This window comes from Yersinia sp. Marseille-Q5920 (genome assembly GCF_946902935.1).
In the GTDB taxonomy this organism is placed as follows: domain Bacteria; phylum Pseudomonadota; class Gammaproteobacteria; order Enterobacterales; family Enterobacteriaceae; genus Yersinia; species Yersinia rochesterensis.
On the sequence record NZ_CAMPQA010000002.1, the window covers coordinates 433,991 to 453,857 of the forward strand.

Consider the following 19,867-nt stretch of genomic DNA (forward strand, 5'->3'; position numbering starts at 1 on the left):
TCCTCGTTTACCCACATTCGGGTATAAACATAATGCCTGTTTATAGCATAAAAAATGCTGGATGGATATCCAGCTTACAGTAACAGTTAACCTGCTCGCATTAAAATACCAGTCAACGGAGCCTGCCACGAGCCAACACCATTTGGTCATTACCCAATCGCAGGGTATTTTGGCTAAGATGACAATGGGTTATAGCAATGGCCAATGCATCGGCGGCATCAGCCTGAGGGTTCGCAGGGAGTTTCAACAGTGAGCGCACCATGTGCTGAACCTGGCTTTTTTCCGCCGCGCCAGTGCCAACCACGGTCTGTTTAACCTGCCGAGCCGCATATTCGGAAACCGGCAAATTCAAGTTGACTGCCGCGACAATCGCCGCGCCGCGCGCTTGCCCCAGTTTTAAAGCCGAATCCGGGTTTTTTGCCATAAACACTTGTTCGATAGCAAAAAAGTCGGGTTGAAACTGGGTGATAATTTCAGTAACACCGGCATAAATCAACTTCAGGCGAGTCGGCATATCGTCAACGACAGTGCGAATACAACCGCTGCCCAGATAAGTAAGCTGGCGACCTTGTTGGCGGATGACGCCATAACCGGTGACACGAGAACCGGGATCGATGCCTAATACGATCGCCATACCAGTTTATTCACCTTGTTCAAGTACTGCTAATGACACTGGCCACAAAACGCAGCCAGTGTTATGCCCGTCATATTTCAAGCTGCAATAGACCTAAAATCAGACTGAATTACAGGGTTGCTGCCACTTCATCAGAGATCTCGCCGTTATGGTAAACCTCTTGCACATCATCCGAGTCTTCCAGCATATCAATCAAGCGCAGCAGTTTTGGTGCAGTCTCTGCATCCAAATCGGCTTTAGTTGATGGGATAAGAGAGACTTCAGCGCCTTCCGCGACCAAACCAGTGGCATCCAGTGCATCTTTCACCGCCCCGAGAGATTCCCAAGCGGTAAACACATCAATAGCACCGTCATCATAGACCACGATATCATCAGCACCGGCTTCCAATGCCGCATCCATCACCGCATCTTCTTCTAAACCCGGTGCGTATGAAATGACACCTTTTTTGGTGAATAGATAAGAAACAGAACCATCAGTCCCCAGGTTACCACCGGTTTTGGTGAATGCATGGCGAACTTCAGATACGGTACGGTTACGATTATCACTCAAGCATTCAACCATCACGGCAGTGCCGCCGGGGCCATAGCCTTCGTAGATGATGGTTTCCATGTTGTTATCTTCGTCACCGCCCACACCACGGGCAATAGCGCGGTTCAGAGTGTCGCGTGTCATGTTATTCGACAACGCTTTATCAATAGCCGCACGCAAACGCGGGTTGGCACCGGGATCACCACCACCCAAACGGGCCGCGGTTACCAGCTCACGAATAATTTTAGTAAAAATCTTACCGCGTTTGGCATCCTGTGCCGCTTTGCGGTGTTTTGTGTTGGCCCATTTACTATGACCTGCCATAAGTCTCTCCAAAATAGCCTAATTAGACTGAATAAAGAACGTACTCTTCAATCGCTTGCTGATTGCTCCAGGACTTAGTCAATGCCGCGGCATCCGCAGCATCTAACCACTGGTAAGCAAGATGTTCGGTAATCACCACATCTCGCTCTTCGGGTAACGCCACACAGAACCAATGTTCTTTATTATGTGTAACACCCGGCGCATAGCGACGGCGCAAATGCACAAAGAGTTCAAATTCCACACAGCGCTGGCAGTCGAACAGCTCCAGATTTTCACCCAGTATATCAATGCCGACTTCTTCCTTTACTTCACGCTGTGCAGTTTGCAACGGAGTTTCATCACCTTCCAGGCTGCCGGTGACCGACTGCCAAAAATCAGGATCATCACGCCGTTGCAGCATCAACACCCGACCACTTTTTCTGGCGTAGATGACCGCCAGTATTGATTCGGGGCGTTTATACCCGTCATCTTTCAAACTGCAGGTGTGTTGGCTGCGCTCAATCATCCGAATCACTTATCGGTATAAGCTCATCGGGATTCTCTTGCTTGCCGCCTTCCTGCATCTTGAAATCTATTGGGTATATATAATTCATTACTGACTCTCGTCTTCCGCGCTATCCGTTGCTCCTTTCTTCGCCACAACGCTGATAGACAGCTCTTGCAGTGAAGCAGGATTAGCAAAGCTTGGCGCGTCAGTCATCAGACAAGCGGCCGCCGTGGTTTTCGGGAAAGCAATAACATCGCGGATATTATCAGTACCGGTCAACAGCATAACCAAGCGATCCAGACCAAAAGCCAGGCCCGCATGTGGCGGTGTGCCGTATTTCAATGCATCCAGCAGGAAGCCAAACTTCTCGCGCTGTTCGTGTTCATTAATACCCAGAATACCAAACACTTGCTGCTGCATTTCAGTGCGGTGGATACGCACGGAACCACCACCAACCTCGTAACCATTGATGACCATATCGTAAGCATTGGCGATGGCGTTAGTCGGTGCCGCGGCTAGCTGTTCAGGACTCATGTCTTTCGGCGCAGTGAACGGATGGTGCATTGCAGTCAGACCACCTTCGCTGTCATCTTCAAACATGGGGAAGTCCACAACCCACAGCGGTGCCCATGTACCCAGCTTGGTCAACGCCAAATCGCGACCCACTTTCAGGCGCAATGCCCCCATGGCATCAGTCACAATTTTATAGCTATCAGCCCCGAAGAATAGAATATCGCCGCTTTCAGCTTGAGTGCGAGCCAAAATAGCTTCCAACACTTCTGCACTAAGGAATTTTGCGATTGGGCTTTGTACACCCTCAACGCCCGCCGCGCGGTCATTGACTTTTAACCATGCCAAACCTTTCGCGCCATAGATGCCGACAAACTGACCGTATTCATCAATTTGCTTACGCGTTACCTGTGCGCCACCCGGTACACGCAAGGCAGCAACGCGGCCTTTGGCATCATTGGCCGGGCCAGAGAAGACTTTAAATTCAACCTCTTTCACCAGATCCGCAACATCCACTAATTCCATTGGATTACGCAAGTCTGGTTTATCAGAGCCGTAACGGCGCATAGCTTCAGCAAAGGTCATTACTGGGAAATCACCCAGATCCACACCTTTGGTTTCCTGCCACAATTCGCGCACCAGTTTCTCCATCACTTCGCGCACTTGATCGGCGGTCATGAAAGAGGTTTCAACATCTATCTGGGTAAATTCTGGCTGACGGTCAGCACGTAAATCTTCATCGCGGAAACATTTTACAATCTGATAATAGCGGTCAAAACCAGACATCATCAGCAGTTGTTTGAACAGCTGCGGTGACTGTGGCAATGCATAGAATTTGCCTTTATGTACGCGGCTTGGCACTAAATAATCACGAGCGCCTTCTGGCGTTGCTTTGGTCAGCATCGGGGTTTCAATATCAAGGAAACCATGGCTGTCCATAAAGCGACGGACAAAGCTGGTGATTTTTGCGCGAGTTTTCAGGCGGTCGGCCATCTCAGGGCGACGCAGATCCAGATAGCGATATTTCAGGCGCTGCTCTTCACTGTTGGTCTGATTAGAGTCCAGTGGCAACGGCTCTGAGCGGTTAATAATATTCAATGTATTGGCGAAAATTTCCACTTCGCCGGTAGACATATCTTTATTGATTTGGCTGTCAGGACGCGCACGCACGGTACCAGTAATCTGGATACAGAACTCATTACGCAGTTCAGAAGCTTGTTCGTAAGCGGCTTTATGATCGGGATCGAAGAATACCTGAACAATGCCTTCACGGTCGCGCATATCAATAAAAATCAGGCCACCGAGATCACGACGACGGTTAACCCAACCACAAAGTGTCACTTCTTGGCCTACATGGGACAGATTCAACTGCCCGCAATACTCAGTACGCATACGATATCCTTTTACTCAGCCGATGCCGCACGCGTTATGCACTGTCCGTGCGGCTGTTTTCTTAGGTATTCTGGATTAAAAAGTGTTGAAAAAAGTGAGTCATTATAAAGGAAATTCATGGCATAGATAAGAGCGAACGTACCGCTCAGGCACGACAAAATCTCTTTCAACGCTGTTTTCACACATCATTTAACAAAATTATCCCCTCACCGGGGCTACCCGATAACATATGTTGGCATAAACTGGTCAGCAGATTAAGTCTGTCACTCGGAATTTCCCCCAATGATATCGAGGCATAACACCATGAAACTTGATGCAAAAAACACCGCGCTGGTATTGATTGATTTGCAGCAGGGGATCTTACCCTACGCCAAAGGCCCTTACAGTGCCGAACAAGTTATCGCGACCAATGCTCGCCTGGCAGAACGATTTCGTCAGCTCGGTGCCCCAGTGGTTTTCGTGCGCGTAGGTTGGTCAGATTCATTTGCTGAAGCACTGAAACAACCGGTCGACCAGCCAAGTCCAAGCCCAGCCGGTGGTTTACCTGAGTCGTGGTGGACTTTCCCTGAGGAACTCGCGGTCACAGAGAGCGACATTAAAGTGGTGAAACATCAATGGGGCGCGTTTTACGGCACCGATTTGGATTTACAACTGCGTCGCCGTGGGATCAAAACTATCGTGTTAGCGGGAATTGCCACCAATATTGGTGTCGAATCCACCGCCCGCGCCGCCTGGGAACACGGTTATGAACTAGTCATCGCCGAAGATGGTTGCAGCACCGCCAACAGTGAGATGCAGCAGTTTGCGGTTGAAAAAATCTTCCCGCGCATCTCCCGCGTACGCAGCAGCACGGAAATTATTGCGGCGCTGGGTGCATAACGTTATAAACTCACCGCCGCTAACAACGCGGCAACGTCAAGAAAGTTTACCCAAATTAATTGGGGTTACAGCTAGGCAGCAAATGAATAAATCCCAATGAGTCTATTTATTTTAAGGTCAACGGGCAGTCAGTGATTCGGGTGCGTGAATGCAGCTAACAACGCTGTAGCGCCAAGTAAGAAGGGTAAAAGATGTATATTGGACTGCCGCAATGGCACCACCCAACCTGGAACCGGCTGGGTATCAAGGACTTGGCGGATTATAGCCGCTACTTTAACTGTGTTGAAGGGAACACCACTTTTTATGCATTGCCACGGCTGGAGATTGTGCAACGCTGGCGCGATATGACGCCCGAAAGCTTCCGTTTTTGTTTTAAATTCCCCGCGACAATCAGCCATCAGGCGGCCCTGCGCGATTGCGATAAAGAGCTACAAGCTTTTTACCAATGCCTTTCTCCCCTGCATGGCCGTATTGGCCAATTATGGTTACAGTTGCCCGCAGCTTTCGGACCAAATGAGCTAAGCCGTTTATGGCAATTTCTCGATAAATTACCCGCAGGTTTCCATTATGGCGTGGAAGTTCGCCACCCAGAATTTTTTGCCAAAGGGGATGCAGAACGCGCACTCAATCAGGGTTTACACCAGAGAGCCGTTAACCGAGTGATGCTCGATAGCCGCCCTATTCATGCAGCCAAACCCCACACAGAAGCCATTCGGGATGCACAAAGCAAGAAACCGCGCCTGCCGGTACATGCTATCGTCACCGGCCATCAACCATTAGTGCGCTTTATTGGTGGCGATCAATTAGATGATAATTTAGCGCTATTTGCGCCTTGGCTACAAAAACTGCCGCTGTGGGAACAGCAATATCAACCCTATGTTTTCATTCATACGCCAGATAACAGTGACTCCCCCCAGCAGGCGCAAAAGATTTGGCAACAATTAGCCACCGTCATTACCACTTTACCCCCTGCTCCTGACTGGCCAGAGCAAAATACTCTGTTTTAGGTCTGTTTGTACATTTTTCAGCCGAATGCATTACCATCAGCAAGTAATGTCTATCAATTTTTCGCAAGTGCATCTTTCCCAACACTAAACCGAGTATCAAGAAATGTGATTCCCGCCATTTTTCTAGCGACAGTAGCCCGGTAGGCGGTTATCATCATTGAGCCAGTCTATGGTTGGGCAATGGAGTTGAAAATGGTTAGCTCGCTTTATGTTGTGTTGGGCGCACTGTTATTGATCAAGCTTTCATTTGATGTGGTTAAATTGAGACATCAGTACCGAGTCGCTTACGGCGATGGTGGGTTTTATGAATTACAAACCGCCATCCGCGTGCATGGCAACGCCGTAGAATACATCCCTATTGCTGTCATTTTACTCATTATGATGGAAATGAACGGCGCTGAGACATGGATGCTTCATATCTGTGGATTAATGCTGATAGTTGGCCGCCTGCTACATTATTATGGTTTACGTCATCGCGAAATTCGCTGGCGTCGCTCTGGAATGAGTGCCACCTATGTTTCTTTGATTTTGATGATTATTGCGAATATTTATTATTTGCCTTGGGACCAGATTTTCAGTCTGACCTAATCAGCCCGTTGGTGTTACCTTATCGGTTCCAACAGCCAGTTGGCTGGAACCTTGTTTATTCGGGCGGCTAACTGCCGCCTTCGTGCCCCCTCAGCTATCTGCTATTCACACGCGCTTTATCCCGCTCATCTGTTCTGTTTTCTGTTATAATATGCGCCTTAAATTTCTTGTTCCTTTCATTCCTTACTTAATGCTAATGACAGCCATGCCAAAACGCGACACTCAATCTTTAAACGATGCGCAGCATCAGTCTGGGCCAGCAGCGCCACAGCGTGATAGCTTGTTTGCTGCCCCTATCGCCCAGTTAGGTGACTGGACTTTCGACGAAAAGGTCGCTGAAGTCTTCCCTGATATGATAAGCCGATCGGTGCCTGGCTATTCCAATATCATCTCAATGATAGGTATGTTGGCGGAGCGTTTTGTGCAGCCCAATAGCCAGATTTACGATCTCGGCTGCTCGCTGGGGGCGGCTACACTGTCAATGCGCCGTAATATTAAAGCTGAAGGCTGCAAAATTATTGCGGTGGATAACTCACCGGCGATGGTCGAGCGTTGCCGCCGTCATATCGATGCTTTCCGCGCCGAAACACCGGTGGAAGTAGTGGAATCCGATATTTTGGATATTCAGCTCGAAAATGCCTCAATGGTGGTGCTTAACTTTACTCTGCAATTCCTTGAGCCAGCAGATCGCCAGCGGCTGCTCAATCAGGTATACCAAGGGCTACGCCCAGGTGGTGCTTTGGTGCTATCTGAGAAATTCAACTTTGAAGATAACGATATTGGCGAGTTATTGTTCAACATGCACCACGATTTTAAACGCGCGAATGGTTACAGCGAACTGGAAATTAGCCAAAAACGCAGCATGCTGGAGAATGTCATGCTGACGGATTCAGTTGAAACCCATAAAAACCGTCTGCACCAAGCCGGTTTCGAACACGCAGAAGTCTGGTTCCAATGTTTTAATTTTGGTTCATTAATTGCCCTGAAAGCGGGAGAGGCTCAATGATTGAATTTGGCGATTTTTACCGGCTGATTGCCAAAGGCCCGCTGAGTCCATGGTTAGATACCCTGCCCGCCCAGCTCAGTGCCTGGCAGCGCGAGTCATTACACGGTAAGTTTAAAACTTGGTTTAACGCCGTTGAGCACTTGCCGCAGTTCACCCCGACCTCACTGGATTTGCGCGAAGGTGTGCGAGCAGAAATGTCGCCACCGATTTCAGCTGGCCAGCGAGAGGGGATGGAAAATATGTTGCGCGCGCTGATGCCTTGGCGCAAAGGCCCATTCTCATTGTATGGGTTAGATATTGACACCGAATGGCGTTCCGACTGGAAATGGCAGCGGGTATTGCCGCACATTAGCCCACTGGCGGGCCGTACTATTCTGGATGTCGGGTGCGGTAGCGGATATCACTTATGGCGCATGATTGGCGAAGGTGCTCATTTGGCCGTGGGTATCGACCCAATGCAGCTGTTTTTATGTCAGTTTGAAGCCATTCGCAAATTGCTGGGCGGCGACCAACGTGCCCATGTGCTGCCGCTGGGTATTGAACAATTGCCGGAATTGGCGGCCTTTGATACCGTATTTTCCATGGGCGTGCTGTATCATCGTCGCTCGCCGCTGGACCACCTTTATCAGCTTAAAAATCAGTTGGTCAGTGAGGGGGAATTGGTGCTTGAGACTTTAGTGGTCGAAGGTGATAGCCAGCAAGTATTGGTGCCCGGTGACCGTTATGCTCAGATGCGGAATGTGTACTTTATCCCGTCAGCCCCGGCCCTAAAAGCTTGGTTGGAAAAATGCGGTTTTGTCGATGTCAGAATCGCCGATATGGCGGTGACCACCACCGATGAACAGCGCCGTACAGATTGGATGACCAGCGAGTCATTAGCTGAATTCCTCGACCCCAATGATCCCACTAAAACCGTCGAAGGTTACCCAGCCCCACTCAGAGCGGTCTTAATCGCCCGTAAGCCATAAAAAAACCCCGGCCTGATTGGCCGGGGCTCTGACAGCTTCATCACTGTAGGTACATAAAAACTATTTAGGTACCTAAATACTAAGCGGGTTGAGACAACGGCACGCGCATCATCTCCAACAAATTCTTCATGTCTTTGACCACTTCACCATCTACACAATAATGAGCAAATTCATCAACATCACTGTCTGCACACATGGTGACGCCCGCTTTGCGGTATTTCATGGTTGAAGGCACCGTTCTGCCGGCAGAACTGTGCAGTTCGCGGATGCCAATATCAATAAATTTTTGTATGTTGGCGGTGCGAACACCGGCTCCAGCCATGATAATCGGCCCTTGATTCTGAGTGGCCAGAACCAAATTTGACAATAACGCCAACCCTAACTCAGCATTCTGCTGCTGGCCTGAGGTTAAAATCCGCGCCACATTCAGATCCGATAATTGCTGCAAGGCAATCATTGGGTTCTGACACATATCAAATGCACGATGGAAAGTGACGGCCAGTGAGCCACTGATGGACATAATTTCTCTCATTCGCGGCAAATCTATGTGGCCGTCAACATCCAGAATGCCCACCACCACACCGGCAAAACCCATATCACGAATGCGCGCAATATCATTCTTAATGGTGGCAAAATCATTATGACTGTAGCAAAAATCGCCGCCACGTGGCCGGACAATCGGATGCACCGGGATGGTGACCGTCTCTCTGACCTGCATTAATGCACCGATACTCGGCGTTAGCCCTCCCTCGGACTGACCGCAGCATAATTCAATCCGGTCGGCTCCTGCCTTTTCTGCTATTTGTGCGCAATCGACGCTATAGCAACATATTTCCAATGTAGTCATTCTCTTCCCCCGTTTGACGGATGCCACTGCGGCAGTCATACCCTAATTATTTCTAGGAATATAAGTGGTAATTTAATAATTCTGCTATTGAATAAATAAAATGCCAAATAATGATCTCAAGCTAAAACAAAATTTAATCAAGCAGGCTAAAGCATTCACTATGGCACTCATTTTGAATCTACAAGTAGATGTCAGTCACAGTGATAACCATAAGTGATAGTCGGTATTGAAATAAATAACCCATATACGTTAGCCATTGCGCTCGCTATCTATAATTTGCCGCAGAGTATAGGGGTGAAACTTAATGGTTACCTCGCCATCACTCACCGCCAATGTCGGATTGGCTAACCGCTCATGCTCCCCTTGTGGAGAGCTGAACTTGATAGTCACTCCATCGGGCAAGGTGGCCGGTAATAGCGCACGGGCGCGCTGCATCAAGCTTTGTGAGTCGCCGGACAGAACCAGCTCCACATGCTCCCATCCTTCATGTGGATAATGTTTTTTCCCCGGATAGGGCAATTCGACACAATCTATTTTCCATGGCCCAACAGTCAATGGTTGGGTTAAATCGAACAGGCAAATTGGCCGACCATTAATTTGTGTCTCGGACATCAAATGGCCACATTGTTGTAAACCACGACGCCAGCGTTGTGCCGTTTCTGTTTGATGACAACGCAATGAAATATGGTCAGCGCTGAATTGTGTCAAATCCAGATTTAATTTAGCCGCGAAAATAGCCAATTTTTGTTCAAAGCGCGGCAAGTCTGTTAATAAGTCCGATAATTCAACGATGCTTCTCAGGCTGCTCATTTATTCTCCGGTTAAACGGTTATTCCGCGTATTAAAGCGGACATAATCTACAGTTATTACAGCTAATCAGCCATAATTAATCTAGCAGGTTTGTGGCACCGCCACCGTCATTGCTAATAAAATCGCCAGTTGATTTATTTGCCAGCGAGATTGGTCGCAACCACCTGACGTCGATAGCCAAATATGATATAAATCTTGCCATATTGTGACTTCACTCTGTCAGTTTTCCCGTCACCAGCCATTTTGTCGTCAAAGATCCTGGCTGTGTTTGAATGAACTGATACAGAGATTCTTTTGTGCGTAATTAAGGTAACCCGGTGAATATTCAGGCTCTTCTCTCAGATAAAGTCAGCCAGGCGCTGATTGCAGCAGGTGCTCCAGCAGGGAGCGAACCTCAGGTTCGCCAATCTGCTAAAGCGCAATTTGGCGATTATCAAGCTAATGGCGTCATGGCCGTTGCCAAAAAAATTGGCATGCAGCCCCGACAACTGGCAGAAAAAGTCATTGAGCAGCTCAGCCTTGACGGCATTGCCAGCAAAGTTGAAATTGCTGGCCCCGGTTTTATCAATATTTTTCTTGACAGGCAATGGGTCGCCAGCAAAGTTGAAGAGGCACTGAAAGCCCCGAAATTGGGCGTGCAGCCGGTTGAACCCCAAACTATCGTGATTGACTACTCGGCTCCTAATGTGGCCAAGCAGATGCACGTCGGCCACCTGCGTTCGACCATCATCGGTGATGCCGCGGCGCGGACTTTAGAGTTCTTAGGCCATCGTGTTATTCGCGCCAACCACGTCGGCGACTGGGGCACCCAGTTCGGTATGCTGATTGCTTACTTGGAAAAAATGCAAAACGAGAATGCCAGTGACATGGGCTTATCGGATTTGGAGCTTTTCTACCAGCAAGCCAAAAAAACCTATGATGAAGACGAAGAGTTTGCCCAACGCGCCCGCGCTTATGTGGTGAAACTGCAAAGCGGTGACGAATATTGCCGTCAGATGTGGCGTAAATTGGTGGATATCACCATGGCGCAAAACCAGATTGCTTATGACCGCCTGAATGTCACACTGACCAAAAACGATGTGATGGGTGAAAGCCTGTATAACTCGATGTTGCCGGGTATCGTGGCTGATCTGAAAGCCAAAGGGCTGGCAGTAGAAAGTGAGGGTGCAACCGTTGTGTATCTGGATGAATACAAAAATAAAGATGGCGAACCTATGGGCGTCATTATCCAGAAAAAAGATGGCGGCTACCTCTACACCACCACTGACATCGCCTGTGCCAAATACCGTTACGAAACATTGGGCGCAGACCGCGTGTTGTATTACATCGATAGCCGTCAGCACCAACATCTGATGCAGGCCTGGACTATCGTGCGCAAAGCCGGTTATGTGCCAGAGTCTGTGCCACTAGAGCACCATATGTTTGGCATGATGCTGGGCAAAGATGGTAAGCCATTTAAAACCCGCTCCGGCGGCACGGTGAAACTCTCTGATTTACTGGATGAAGCTATCGAGCGAGCAGGTAAACTGATTGCCGAGAAAAACCCAGATATGCCCGCGGACGAACTCAAGCAAGTGGTTAACGCCGTCGGTATTGGTGCCGTGAAATATGCAGATTTGTCCAAAAGCCGCACCACTGACTATATTTTCGACTGGGATAACATGCTGGCATTGGATGGCAATACCGCGCCTTACATGCAATATGCTTATACCCGAGTGGTTTCAGTCTTTAAACGTGCCGGTATTGATGAAAGCAGTCTGACCTTGCCGTTAGTGATTACAGAAGACCGTGAAGCCGCGCTGGCGACCCGTTTGCTACAGTTTGAAGAGGTCATCACCACTGTCGCCCGTGAAGGGACGCCGCATGTGATGTGCTCTTATCTGTATGATCTGGCTGGTTTGTTCTCCAGCTTCTATGAACATTGCCAGATCCTGAATGCTGAAAGCGAAGAGAGCCGTCAGAGCCGCCTAAAATTGGCGATGTTGACAGCCAAAACCCTGAAGCAAGGTCTGGATACCTTAGGTATTCAAACTGTTGAACGCATGTAGCTTTTTATCGCGATAAAATACGAAAGGCCCCATCGGGCCTTTCGTCGTAGTCGCCCCGTCAGTCACTGAGCAATAAAAAAGATGACTGAATCATCCATTGGTTCTACGGGCAAAATCGCGCAATTTAAAGCCCAGTAAGGCGAGTGCTGCAAAGTAGGCAATAATCCCCGCAATAACAACAGCAGAAAGCCGTAGCAGACGATAAGCCATGCCGCCGACATCCCAGGCAGGCATCACCCACAATAATCCCAGCAACACCACGGACATCACCACCACACCAATCACTAACTTAGTCAGGAACACCGCCCAACCCGGTTGCGGGTGGAAAATTTGCTGCTTGCGTAATTGCCAATATAACAAGCTGGCGTTCAGACAAGCTCCCAAACCAATCGACAGTGATAAACCAGCATGCTTAAGCGGCCCGATGAAAATCAGGTTCATAACTTGGGTTATTATCAGTGTAATAATAGCAATTTTGACTGGGGTTTTAATGTTCTGACGTGAGTAAAAACCGGGAGCCAGCACTTTCACCACAATGAGGCCCATTAATCCAACGGAATAAGCCACCAGCGCACGTTGTGTCATCAGTGCATCAAAAGCGCTGAATTTCCCGTATTGGAATAATGAAACCACCAGTGGCTTGGCTAGAATTCCCAAGGCCACTGCGCTGGGCAATGCCAGTAAGAAACAGAGGCGCAGGCCCCAATCCATCAATTTAGAGTATTCATCATGGTTACCACTGGAGAAACATTTTGCTAGCGAAGGCAATAAAATAGTGCCCAAGGCCACGCCCAGCACCCCAGAGGGGAATTCCATTAAGCGGTCAGCATAATACATCCATGACACTGAACCTGAGACCAGGAATGATGCAAAAATAGTATTGATAATCAAGGAGATTTGACTCACTGACACCCCGAGGATCGCAGGCCCCATTTGGCGCATCACCCGCCAAACACCGGCATCACGCAATGACAACCGAGGTAACACTAGCATCCCTATTTTTTTCAAATGAGGGAGCTGATAGCCCAACTGCAATACCCCACCGACCACCACCGCCCAAGCCAGCGCCATAATCGGCGGGTTAAAATAAGGTGCGGCGAAGAGTGCAAAGCCTATCATGCTGATATTCAGAAAGGTCGGAGCAAAAGCCGGAATAGAAAAACGGTTCCAGGTATTAAGAATTGCCCCTACCAGTGAAGCTAATGAAATCAGTAAGATATAAGGGAAAGTCACCCGCAGTAATGCTGAAGTTAATGCGAATTTGTCTGGTGTGTCGGTGAACCCAGGCGCAGTAATAAAAATGACCCAAGGTGCAGCCAGCATCCCTAATACCGTGACCACCGCCAAAATCAGCGTTAATAAGCCGGAGACATACGCCACGAATGTCCGTGTTGCTTCCTCACCTTGCTGACTCTTATATTCAGCCAAAATCGGCACGAAAGCCTGTGAGAATGCCCCTTCAGCGAAGATGCGCCGTAATAAATTTGGCAATTTAAAGGCCACAAAAAAGGCGTCCGTTGCCATTCCTGCGCCAAAAACCCGCGCGACAATCGCATCACGAGCAAAACCCAATACACGGGAAAACATGGTCATAGAACTGACGGCTGCCAGTGATTTCAATAGATTCATAGGTTTTTCTGATCTGTTTTCCGATCTGTTTTTTAAAATATGCCATAAATATCAATTCCTGCTGTCAGCAGGCGCGGCCTCTACCCAATGTATACTCGTCATACTTCAAGTTGCATATGTGTTGGCTGCGGTCATTACTCGGCCCGCCCCACGGCCTCGCTTCTGCGAGGCCGCTGCAACTCGAATTATTTAGAGTATCGGCTCATCACAATTGAGATGAACTTGGGAGTGTACCAGCACTGGCAGGTTATTCCGCTACTTGCTGTTGTAACAGAATTTCTATCATTCGTTGCGCGAGGATGGCCTCTTCGCCTGAGACTTGTGGCGCTGTTTGGTTACTGACCGCGCTAATAAAGTGATGAACAGCACCGCTAAATCCTCTTTGTTCCAACGTCGTTTGCCAACCTGATGCGGGTAAGTTAATCACTTGCCCCTCGGACTCCTGCTGCCACTGGCGCATGTCAGTAATCTGATAGCAGGTGCCCGGACTAACGGCTTGCACACTTTCGCGCTGAGTTCCTGCATGGCGGTGCATACTGGTGGTCATTAGACACTGACCGGCTTGAAAATGGTGTTCAGCATACAACATCTGCCCAAGTGTATTTGTTTGCACCCTGCCAGTGATGAGTTTTGCTGCATCGCCGCCAAGCCACAGCACGGTATCTACGACATGCAGATAATCATCAAGCAAAGTAAAACGGGCATCCTTTGGCCCAATACTGTTCTGCCGGTGCTTCTCCATACGCAGGGACGCCGGGTGAATCATTTGCTGCTTAAGTTGCTGATACAATGGTGCGAAACGGCGATTAAAGCCCACCATTAACGCTAATTTTTGCTTTGCCGCCAGAGCTATCAATTGCTCAGATTGCTCCAACGTTTCGGCCAAGGGCTTATCAACATAAACATGAATACCGGCCTGTAATAACTCACTCACCACCTGAAAATGGCTGGCGGTACTACTGTGAACAAATATGGCATCACATTCGGCGGCTAATGTATCCAACCGAGAGAAATAACGCATGCGGTAGCTGTCACATACCGGCTGCGCTTTGACTTGATTGGGGGAAAATGCCCCCACCAATTGCCAGTCTTGCGCTTGAGTCAAAATGGGCAAATAGGCTTTTTGCGCAATACCACCAAGACCCACAATGCCAACACGCAGTTTTTTATCAACACTAAGCTGTTTCATAGCATCCTTATTCAATTAATCGTCCAGCTGTATCAACACTTCGTCTAAGCGGCGAGTCAGTGCAATAACCTGCTGCTCAAGCTGAGTGACTCGGGCTTCAAGGGCACTGTTCCCCTCTGGCACACTTTCTTCTGCCGAAGTGGTTGACGCAATATCGCCACTGAATAGATGCATAAAGCGGCTCTCTCGTTTCCCCGGTTCTCGCGCTAATCGCACCACAAATGGCCCGTCTTCGCGTAAGGACAACTGAGTCAGAACCTGTTCGGTTTCAGCAACATCTGCAAACTCATACAGGCGGCTGGTGCGAGTGCGCAATTCCCCTGGGGTCTGTGCGCCGCGCAATAATAATATGGTAACGACAGCAAACTCGGCAGGAGAAAACTTAAGATTGCCAAATTCAGAATTGCAAAAACGGTGCTCATACTTCATCACCCGATTGCCACTTTGGGTGCGGATAAGGTGTTTTTTTAACAAGAAATCGAGCGTTTGTTGCACTTCTGACTCAGATAACTCCATCACCGGTTCACGGTTGGTTTTCTGATTACAGGCAATTGTCACGCCATTGAGTGACATCGGATATTGCTCCGGCGTTGTCACTTGTTTCTCCAGCAAACAGCCAATGACTCTGGCTTCTTGTGCATTTAAACTGTGTTTCATCCTGACCTCAACGAGTTGGCGTCCATTCTTGGTTAGTCAAAGCCGTCAGCACATGATCGCGCCATTGACCGTCAATCAGTAAGTAATCTTTGGCGTAGCCTTCGCGTTCAAATCCAAGGCGTTCAAGCAAATTGCCACTGCGATGATTATGCGGCATATAGTTAGCCATGATGCGGTGCATTCGTTCTTGCCGCTGCATATAACGAATCAAGGGTTGCAGAGCTTCAAACATCAGACCCTGGCCCTGCCAGCGTTCACCTAATGAATAACCGAGAAAACAGGCATGAAAAGAACCCCGCAGCACATTGCTAAAATTCGCCACCCCACGGACTTCTTTTTCTTCTGGATCTAACAAAATAAAATAGTAAGCGCTGCCCTGTTTTTGCAGCTCCATAATCATTCCTAGCCTCGCCTGCCACCCTGATGGCATGCAGTGACTTTGATCGCGCACCGGCTCCCATGGTTTGAGAAACGCCTGATTTTCGGCGTAATACTCCGCCATGCGATAAGCATCACGCTCATTAACCAGCCGTAATGACATACGGTCTGTTGTAAGGCGTATTTTAGGTGTTGCTGAATGATAGCCGAACATCTGCTCCCCTTGGGCTATGCGCTGTACTTAATTTAGCAGCAATTCTTTTATTCAATATACCTGTTGTCTGGATGCCAGGTAAAACTGCAACTGCACTCTTTATTCCCATAAATACAGCAAAATTACGCAACTAAAGAGCCAAAAAAGCATTTTATTATGAAATTGTCTATGGGGTAACGTATTGACGATAAAAAATATTATCAATCTAGCCCCTATCGTTTCTGACAATTTGGGTACAAACTATATCCCCGTCATACTTCAAGCTGCATGCGCATTAGCCGCTTTCCTGCAACTCGAATTATTTAGGGTATGAACGTATTTTCTATTTCCTCTTTTTTGATTTCTGACGGTGAAGCATGGCCTTGGTATCGCAAGCTCGTAGCTTGGGCAAGTACTTTTTATTGCTTGATAACTTATTAGTTGTATTGGGCTTTTTCGTCGTTTTCCCACTTATTTCTATCCGATTTGTTGATCAATTGGGTTGGGCTGCGGTGCTGGTTGGCCTGGCTTTGGGATTAAGGCAGTTGGTTCAGCAAGGGCTAGGGATCTTCGGCGGTGCTATCGCTGACCGTTTTGGTGCTAAGCCCATGATAGTCACCGGCATGCTGATGCGCGCTGCGGGCTTCGCGTTTATGGCGATGGCAGATGAACCCTGGATATTATTGTTGGCCTGCGCACTCTCTGGCTTGGGGGGAACCCTATTTGATCCTCCGCGTACCGCTTTGGTTATCAAGTTAACCCGCCCTCATGAACGTGGTCGTTTCTACTCCCTGTTGATGATGCAAGACAGCGCTGGCGCGGTTATCGGCGCACTGATAGGCAGCTGGTTACTGCAATATGATTTCCATTTTGTCTGCTGGACAGGTGCGTTTATCTTTATATTGGCCGCCGGCTGGAACCTGTGGCTGCTACCGGCTTATCGAATATCGACGGTGCGCGCGCCAATGAAAGAAGGCTTAATGCGGGTGCTGCGTGACCGCCGTTTTGTCACCTATGTACTAACATTGACCGGTTATTACATGCTGTCGGTGCAGGTCATGCTAATGCTGCCGATCGTGGTCAATGAAATTGCCGGTTCACCTGCCGCCGTCAAATGGATGTATGCCATTGAAGCGGCGATCTCACTGACATTGCTGTACCCGATTGCACGTTGGAGTGAGAAACGTTTTCGCCTTGAACAGCGTTTAATGTTCGGCTTGCTGATAATGACGTTAAGTTTGTTCCCTGTTGGCCTGATTACCCATCTGCAAACTTTGTTTATGTTTATTTGCTTCTTCTATATAGGCTCCATTATTGCCGAGCCGGCACGGGAAACGCTGGGGGCTTCATTAGCCGACTCACGAGCACGTGGCAGCTATATGGGCTTTAGCCGCCTTGGGCTGGCGCTGGGTGGTGCATTAGGCTATACCGGAGGAGGTTGGATGTATGATACTGGCCGAACATTGGAAATGCCGGAATTACCCTGGTTCTTGCTCGGCGTCATTGGTTTAATGACACTTATTGGGCTGTATTGGCAATTCAATCAGCGCCGTATTGAATCAGCCATGTTGAGTGGTAGCTAGCCAGTCACTCGTCGGAGCGGCCTTCTCCGGCGAGCCTTCCTATTACCCCACCCGATATTGGATTCAGGGTTATCTGATTGGCAATAAGTAAACTCTGCCGCACTATTCCCTAATCCAAACCGCCGTTGAACAAATGCGGTAAATAATACAAAACAGCAAATTAACCGGTTACTATTAGGCAAATTCATTTTGTTTAATGTTGTTGCACATATTGTTACGAGGCTTTAATGAATAAATTGATGTGGGGCGCGGCGGCGCTGGTGGTGACTGCGACTCTGGTCGGCTGCAACCAACTGACTCAGTACACGCTGAGCGAACAAGAAGTTAATGATTATCTGCAAAAACATAATAACTATGAAAAACAGATTGGTATTCCAGGGCTGGTTGATGCACATATCACCTTGACACAATTGCAAAGTCAGATTGGTCGTGCTGAACCCGGCAAAGTCACATTAACAGGCAATGCCAAAGTGGATATTTCGTCTATTCTTGGCCCACAAACTGCTGATATGACATTAACCTTAAAGGCTCAGCCAACATTTGATCGCGAAAAAGGCGCTATCTTTCTAAAAGATATGGAATTGACTGACTACAGGGTTAAACCAGAGAAAATGGACTCAGTGATGAAAGCACTGACGCCATATTTGAATCAGTCACTGAAATCTTATTTTGATCAGCAACCCGCGTATGTACTGGATGGCGAAAAGAGTAAAGCAGAAGCCATGGCGAAAAAACTGGCAAAAGGTTTAGAAGTGAAGCCGGGCCAATTAGTCATCCCACTGACAGACTAGCCGACACGGCGTATTTAATTCAGATTGATTAACGGAGGAGATTACTCCTCCATATTACTGCTTTCTGACAACTCATCCCACATAGCTTGCAATGCCTCGCGGCTCAGCTGTGCCAAAGTACGATAAAAACCACTGGTGGCATGAGCTTCTACTTTGCCAAGGAAACGTCCACACCAAGGTAATAAATAGTCGTTAAACAGTTCAATTTGCGCCGCCATTTCATCTTCAGCAGCTTGATCTTCAAGCCAGGAAGCCGCAAGTAATAAACCGCCAAAGTGGTCAGTTGGCCCCTCGCCTAGCGGCATACCGCGTTGCTGAAGAAAGGCTCTAACCTCTGTTTCTGGACGAGCATCTTCATAATCGGAACCGTAAGGTGATACGCTGCGTTCGTCACCCACAAACAGGGCATGATAGTCAGCAGCCAGAACTTCGGGCTGATAATCCTGTTGCAAACGCGCCAGTAACTCACTTTGTTCTAGCGGCCAATGCTGCTCCAATTTCCCCTGGTTTATCAGGGTGAAAAGATGCTCTAACAGTGGGTCTTGAGGTGGCCGATAAAAAAGCGAACCCAAGATGCGGCACATCAGAGAAAAGTCATTCATTTATAACATCCTGTTTATTATGTGTTTTTAACTTATTTTTTAAAATTAAAGTTGTGACAACGTCACAAAAAATTATAGCTCGGCTAACTCAGGTATTGGCGGGCGACCACGCTGTTCGAGGTAATTCAGTAAGCGCCGTGGGCTAACATTCAAAATACGCTCTTGCGGGAAATTCACTTCAGCAATAATGCGCTCACAATGCTCAAAAATCCCCAATGAATAAGCAATATGGGAATCCGAACCCAAGGCTAGCCATCCGCCAGCATCCCGCACGGCTTCAGCTATTGCCCGGCAATTCGCTTCGCTCCCTTTACGTGAGTGTGAAAATGATGAGTTATTCAGTTCCAACGCAACATTGTAGTGTGCTGCAGCTTCGGCAATGGCTTTAATATCAATTGGATACTTAGGATTCCCCGGATGGCTAATGATATGCACATTTCCCTGCGCCATGGTGGCTATCATCGCTTGGGTATTGACCGCTTTATCTTGCGGCGGGAACACCGGCTCATGGAAACCGGCGATCAGCAAATCGATGGCATCAAGCATCGGGCCGGTACAGTCGATGTCACCTTCCAAATTTTTAATATTTGCTTCGATACCGCGCAAAATTCCTACGCCATCAACTAACCTCGGCCATACCTGCATGTTCATAAAATGCCAATAATGGGGGGCATCAGCCATATCGGGGCCATGGTCTGTAATAGCGAACAGTTTGATATTTTTTAGCTTAGCTTCGGCGATATAATCGTGCAGGGTACTGTAAGCATGGGTGCTGGCAATGGTATGCATATGTAAATCAACAGGATACATGACTAC

The 19,867-nt window shown here is 48.3% G+C and carries 20 protein-coding genes; 8 read left to right on the forward strand and 12 right to left on the reverse strand.

What is annotated here, in order from left to right; translation table 11 throughout:
- Positions 1-112: 112 nt before the first annotated feature.
- From ruvC to aspS, 4 genes are all read right to left on the reverse strand, one after another.
- Positions 113-634, reverse strand: a complete 522-nt coding sequence (gene ruvC, locus OVO64_RS04620; RefSeq protein ID WP_004390700.1) for a crossover junction endodeoxyribonuclease RuvC — start codon at positions 632-634, stop codon at positions 113-115.
- A 109-nt stretch (positions 635-743) separates the two neighbouring features.
- Positions 744-1,487, reverse strand: coding sequence for a YebC/PmpR family DNA-binding transcriptional regulator (locus OVO64_RS04625; protein WP_004390701.1), 744 nt, complete (start codon positions 1,485-1,487; stop codon positions 744-746).
- Between the two features lie 22 nt (positions 1,488-1,509).
- A complete protein-coding gene (gene nudB, locus OVO64_RS04630) occupies positions 1,510-1,992 on the reverse strand; it encodes a dihydroneopterin triphosphate diphosphatase (RefSeq protein WP_042562364.1) in 483 nt (160 codons plus the stop codon).
- A gap of 87 nt (positions 1,993-2,079) precedes the next feature.
- On the reverse strand, positions 2,080-3,876 hold the full coding sequence (aspS, locus tag OVO64_RS04635) for an aspartate--tRNA ligase (protein ID WP_038633379.1): 1,797 nt from the start codon (positions 3,874-3,876) through the stop codon (positions 2,080-2,082).
- A gap of 303 nt (positions 3,877-4,179) precedes the next feature.
- Between aspS and OVO64_RS04640 the strand changes: the two genes are divergently transcribed.
- From OVO64_RS04640 to cmoB, 5 genes are all read left to right on the forward strand, one after another.
- A complete protein-coding gene (locus OVO64_RS04640; RefSeq protein WP_145510149.1) occupies positions 4,180-4,755 on the forward strand; it encodes a hydrolase in 576 nt (191 codons plus the stop codon).
- A 191-nt stretch (positions 4,756-4,946) separates the two neighbouring features.
- Entirely contained in the window at positions 4,947-5,762 is an 816-nt protein-coding gene (locus OVO64_RS04645) for a DUF72 domain-containing protein (protein WP_038633385.1), read from the forward strand.
- 192 nt (positions 5,763-5,954) lie between these two features.
- Complete coding sequence (locus tag OVO64_RS04650) at positions 5,955-6,350, forward strand: MAPEG family protein (RefSeq protein ID WP_038633388.1); 396 nt, start codon at positions 5,955-5,957, stop codon at positions 6,348-6,350.
- A 205-nt stretch (positions 6,351-6,555) separates the two neighbouring features.
- On the forward strand, positions 6,556-7,356 hold the full coding sequence (cmoA, locus tag OVO64_RS04655) for a carboxy-S-adenosyl-L-methionine synthase CmoA (RefSeq protein ID WP_038633391.1): 801 nt from the start codon (positions 6,556-6,558) through the stop codon (positions 7,354-7,356).
- Entirely contained in the window at positions 7,353-8,324 is a 972-nt protein-coding gene (gene cmoB / locus OVO64_RS04660; protein WP_038633394.1) for a tRNA 5-methoxyuridine(34)/uridine 5-oxyacetic acid(34) synthase CmoB, read from the forward strand. Before cmoA ends, cmoB begins: the two co-directional genes overlap by 4 nt.
- A gap of 79 nt (positions 8,325-8,403) precedes the next feature.
- Here cmoB and cutC read toward each other — a convergent pair whose 3' ends face one another.
- Both cutC and OVO64_RS04670 read right to left on the reverse strand, forming a co-directional pair.
- Positions 8,404-9,171 carry a copper homeostasis protein CutC gene (gene cutC, locus OVO64_RS04665; protein ID WP_038633397.1) on the reverse strand — a complete coding sequence of 256 codons (768 nt, stop codon included), beginning with the start codon at positions 9,169-9,171 and terminating at the stop codon, positions 8,404-8,406.
- Positions 9,172-9,420: 249 nt separating this feature from the next.
- Positions 9,421-9,981, reverse strand: a complete 561-nt coding sequence (locus OVO64_RS04670; RefSeq protein WP_038633398.1) for a VOC family protein — start codon at positions 9,979-9,981, stop codon at positions 9,421-9,423.
- A gap of 317 nt (positions 9,982-10,298) precedes the next feature.
- On the opposite strand from OVO64_RS04670, the gene argS reads away from it, so the two are divergent.
- Entirely contained in the window at positions 10,299-12,029 is a 1,731-nt protein-coding gene (argS, locus tag OVO64_RS04675; protein WP_038633400.1) for an arginine--tRNA ligase, read from the forward strand.
- 90 nt (positions 12,030-12,119) lie between these two features.
- On the opposite strand, the gene murJ is transcribed toward argS, so the two are convergent.
- The 4 genes from murJ to rimJ form a co-directional block, all read right to left on the reverse strand.
- Positions 12,120-13,658, reverse strand: a complete 1,539-nt coding sequence (gene murJ, locus OVO64_RS04680) for a murein biosynthesis integral membrane protein MurJ (RefSeq protein ID WP_145510148.1) — start codon at positions 13,656-13,658, stop codon at positions 12,120-12,122.
- A gap of 247 nt (positions 13,659-13,905) precedes the next feature.
- Positions 13,906-14,847, reverse strand: coding sequence for a Gfo/Idh/MocA family protein (locus OVO64_RS04685; RefSeq protein ID WP_038633406.1), 942 nt, complete (start codon positions 14,845-14,847; stop codon positions 13,906-13,908).
- A gap of 15 nt (positions 14,848-14,862) precedes the next feature.
- Complete coding sequence (locus OVO64_RS04690; protein ID WP_038633409.1) at positions 14,863-15,504, reverse strand: YceH family protein; 642 nt, start codon at positions 15,502-15,504, stop codon at positions 14,863-14,865.
- Between the two features lie 7 nt (positions 15,505-15,511).
- On the reverse strand, positions 15,512-16,096 hold the full coding sequence (rimJ, locus tag OVO64_RS04695; protein WP_032819891.1) for a ribosomal protein S5-alanine N-acetyltransferase: 585 nt from the start codon (positions 16,094-16,096) through the stop codon (positions 15,512-15,514).
- A gap of 356 nt (positions 16,097-16,452) precedes the next feature.
- On the opposite strand from rimJ, the gene mdtH reads away from it, so the two are divergent.
- Complete coding sequence (mdtH, locus tag OVO64_RS04700) at positions 16,453-17,658, forward strand: multidrug efflux MFS transporter MdtH (protein WP_038633413.1); 1,206 nt, start codon at positions 16,453-16,455, stop codon at positions 17,656-17,658.
- A gap of 227 nt (positions 17,659-17,885) precedes the next feature.
- The gene (locus tag OVO64_RS04705; protein WP_038633416.1) at positions 17,886-18,449 is read left to right on the forward strand and encodes a lipoprotein; all 564 of its coding nucleotides are present in this window, start codon (positions 17,886-17,888) and stop codon (positions 18,447-18,449) included.
- Between the two features lie 41 nt (positions 18,450-18,490).
- Here the strand turns inward: OVO64_RS04705 and OVO64_RS04710 are convergent, their stop codons facing one another.
- Together OVO64_RS04710 and OVO64_RS04715 are read right to left on the reverse strand one after the other, a co-directional pair.
- Positions 18,491-19,051, reverse strand: coding sequence for a TorD/DmsD family molecular chaperone (locus OVO64_RS04710; protein WP_145510147.1), 561 nt, complete (start codon positions 19,049-19,051; stop codon positions 18,491-18,493).
- Positions 19,052-19,123: 72 nt separating this feature from the next.
- Positions 19,124-19,861, reverse strand: a complete 738-nt coding sequence (locus OVO64_RS04715) for a phosphatase (protein WP_038633422.1) — start codon at positions 19,859-19,861, stop codon at positions 19,124-19,126.
- Between the last annotated feature and the right edge of the window lie 6 nt (positions 19,862-19,867).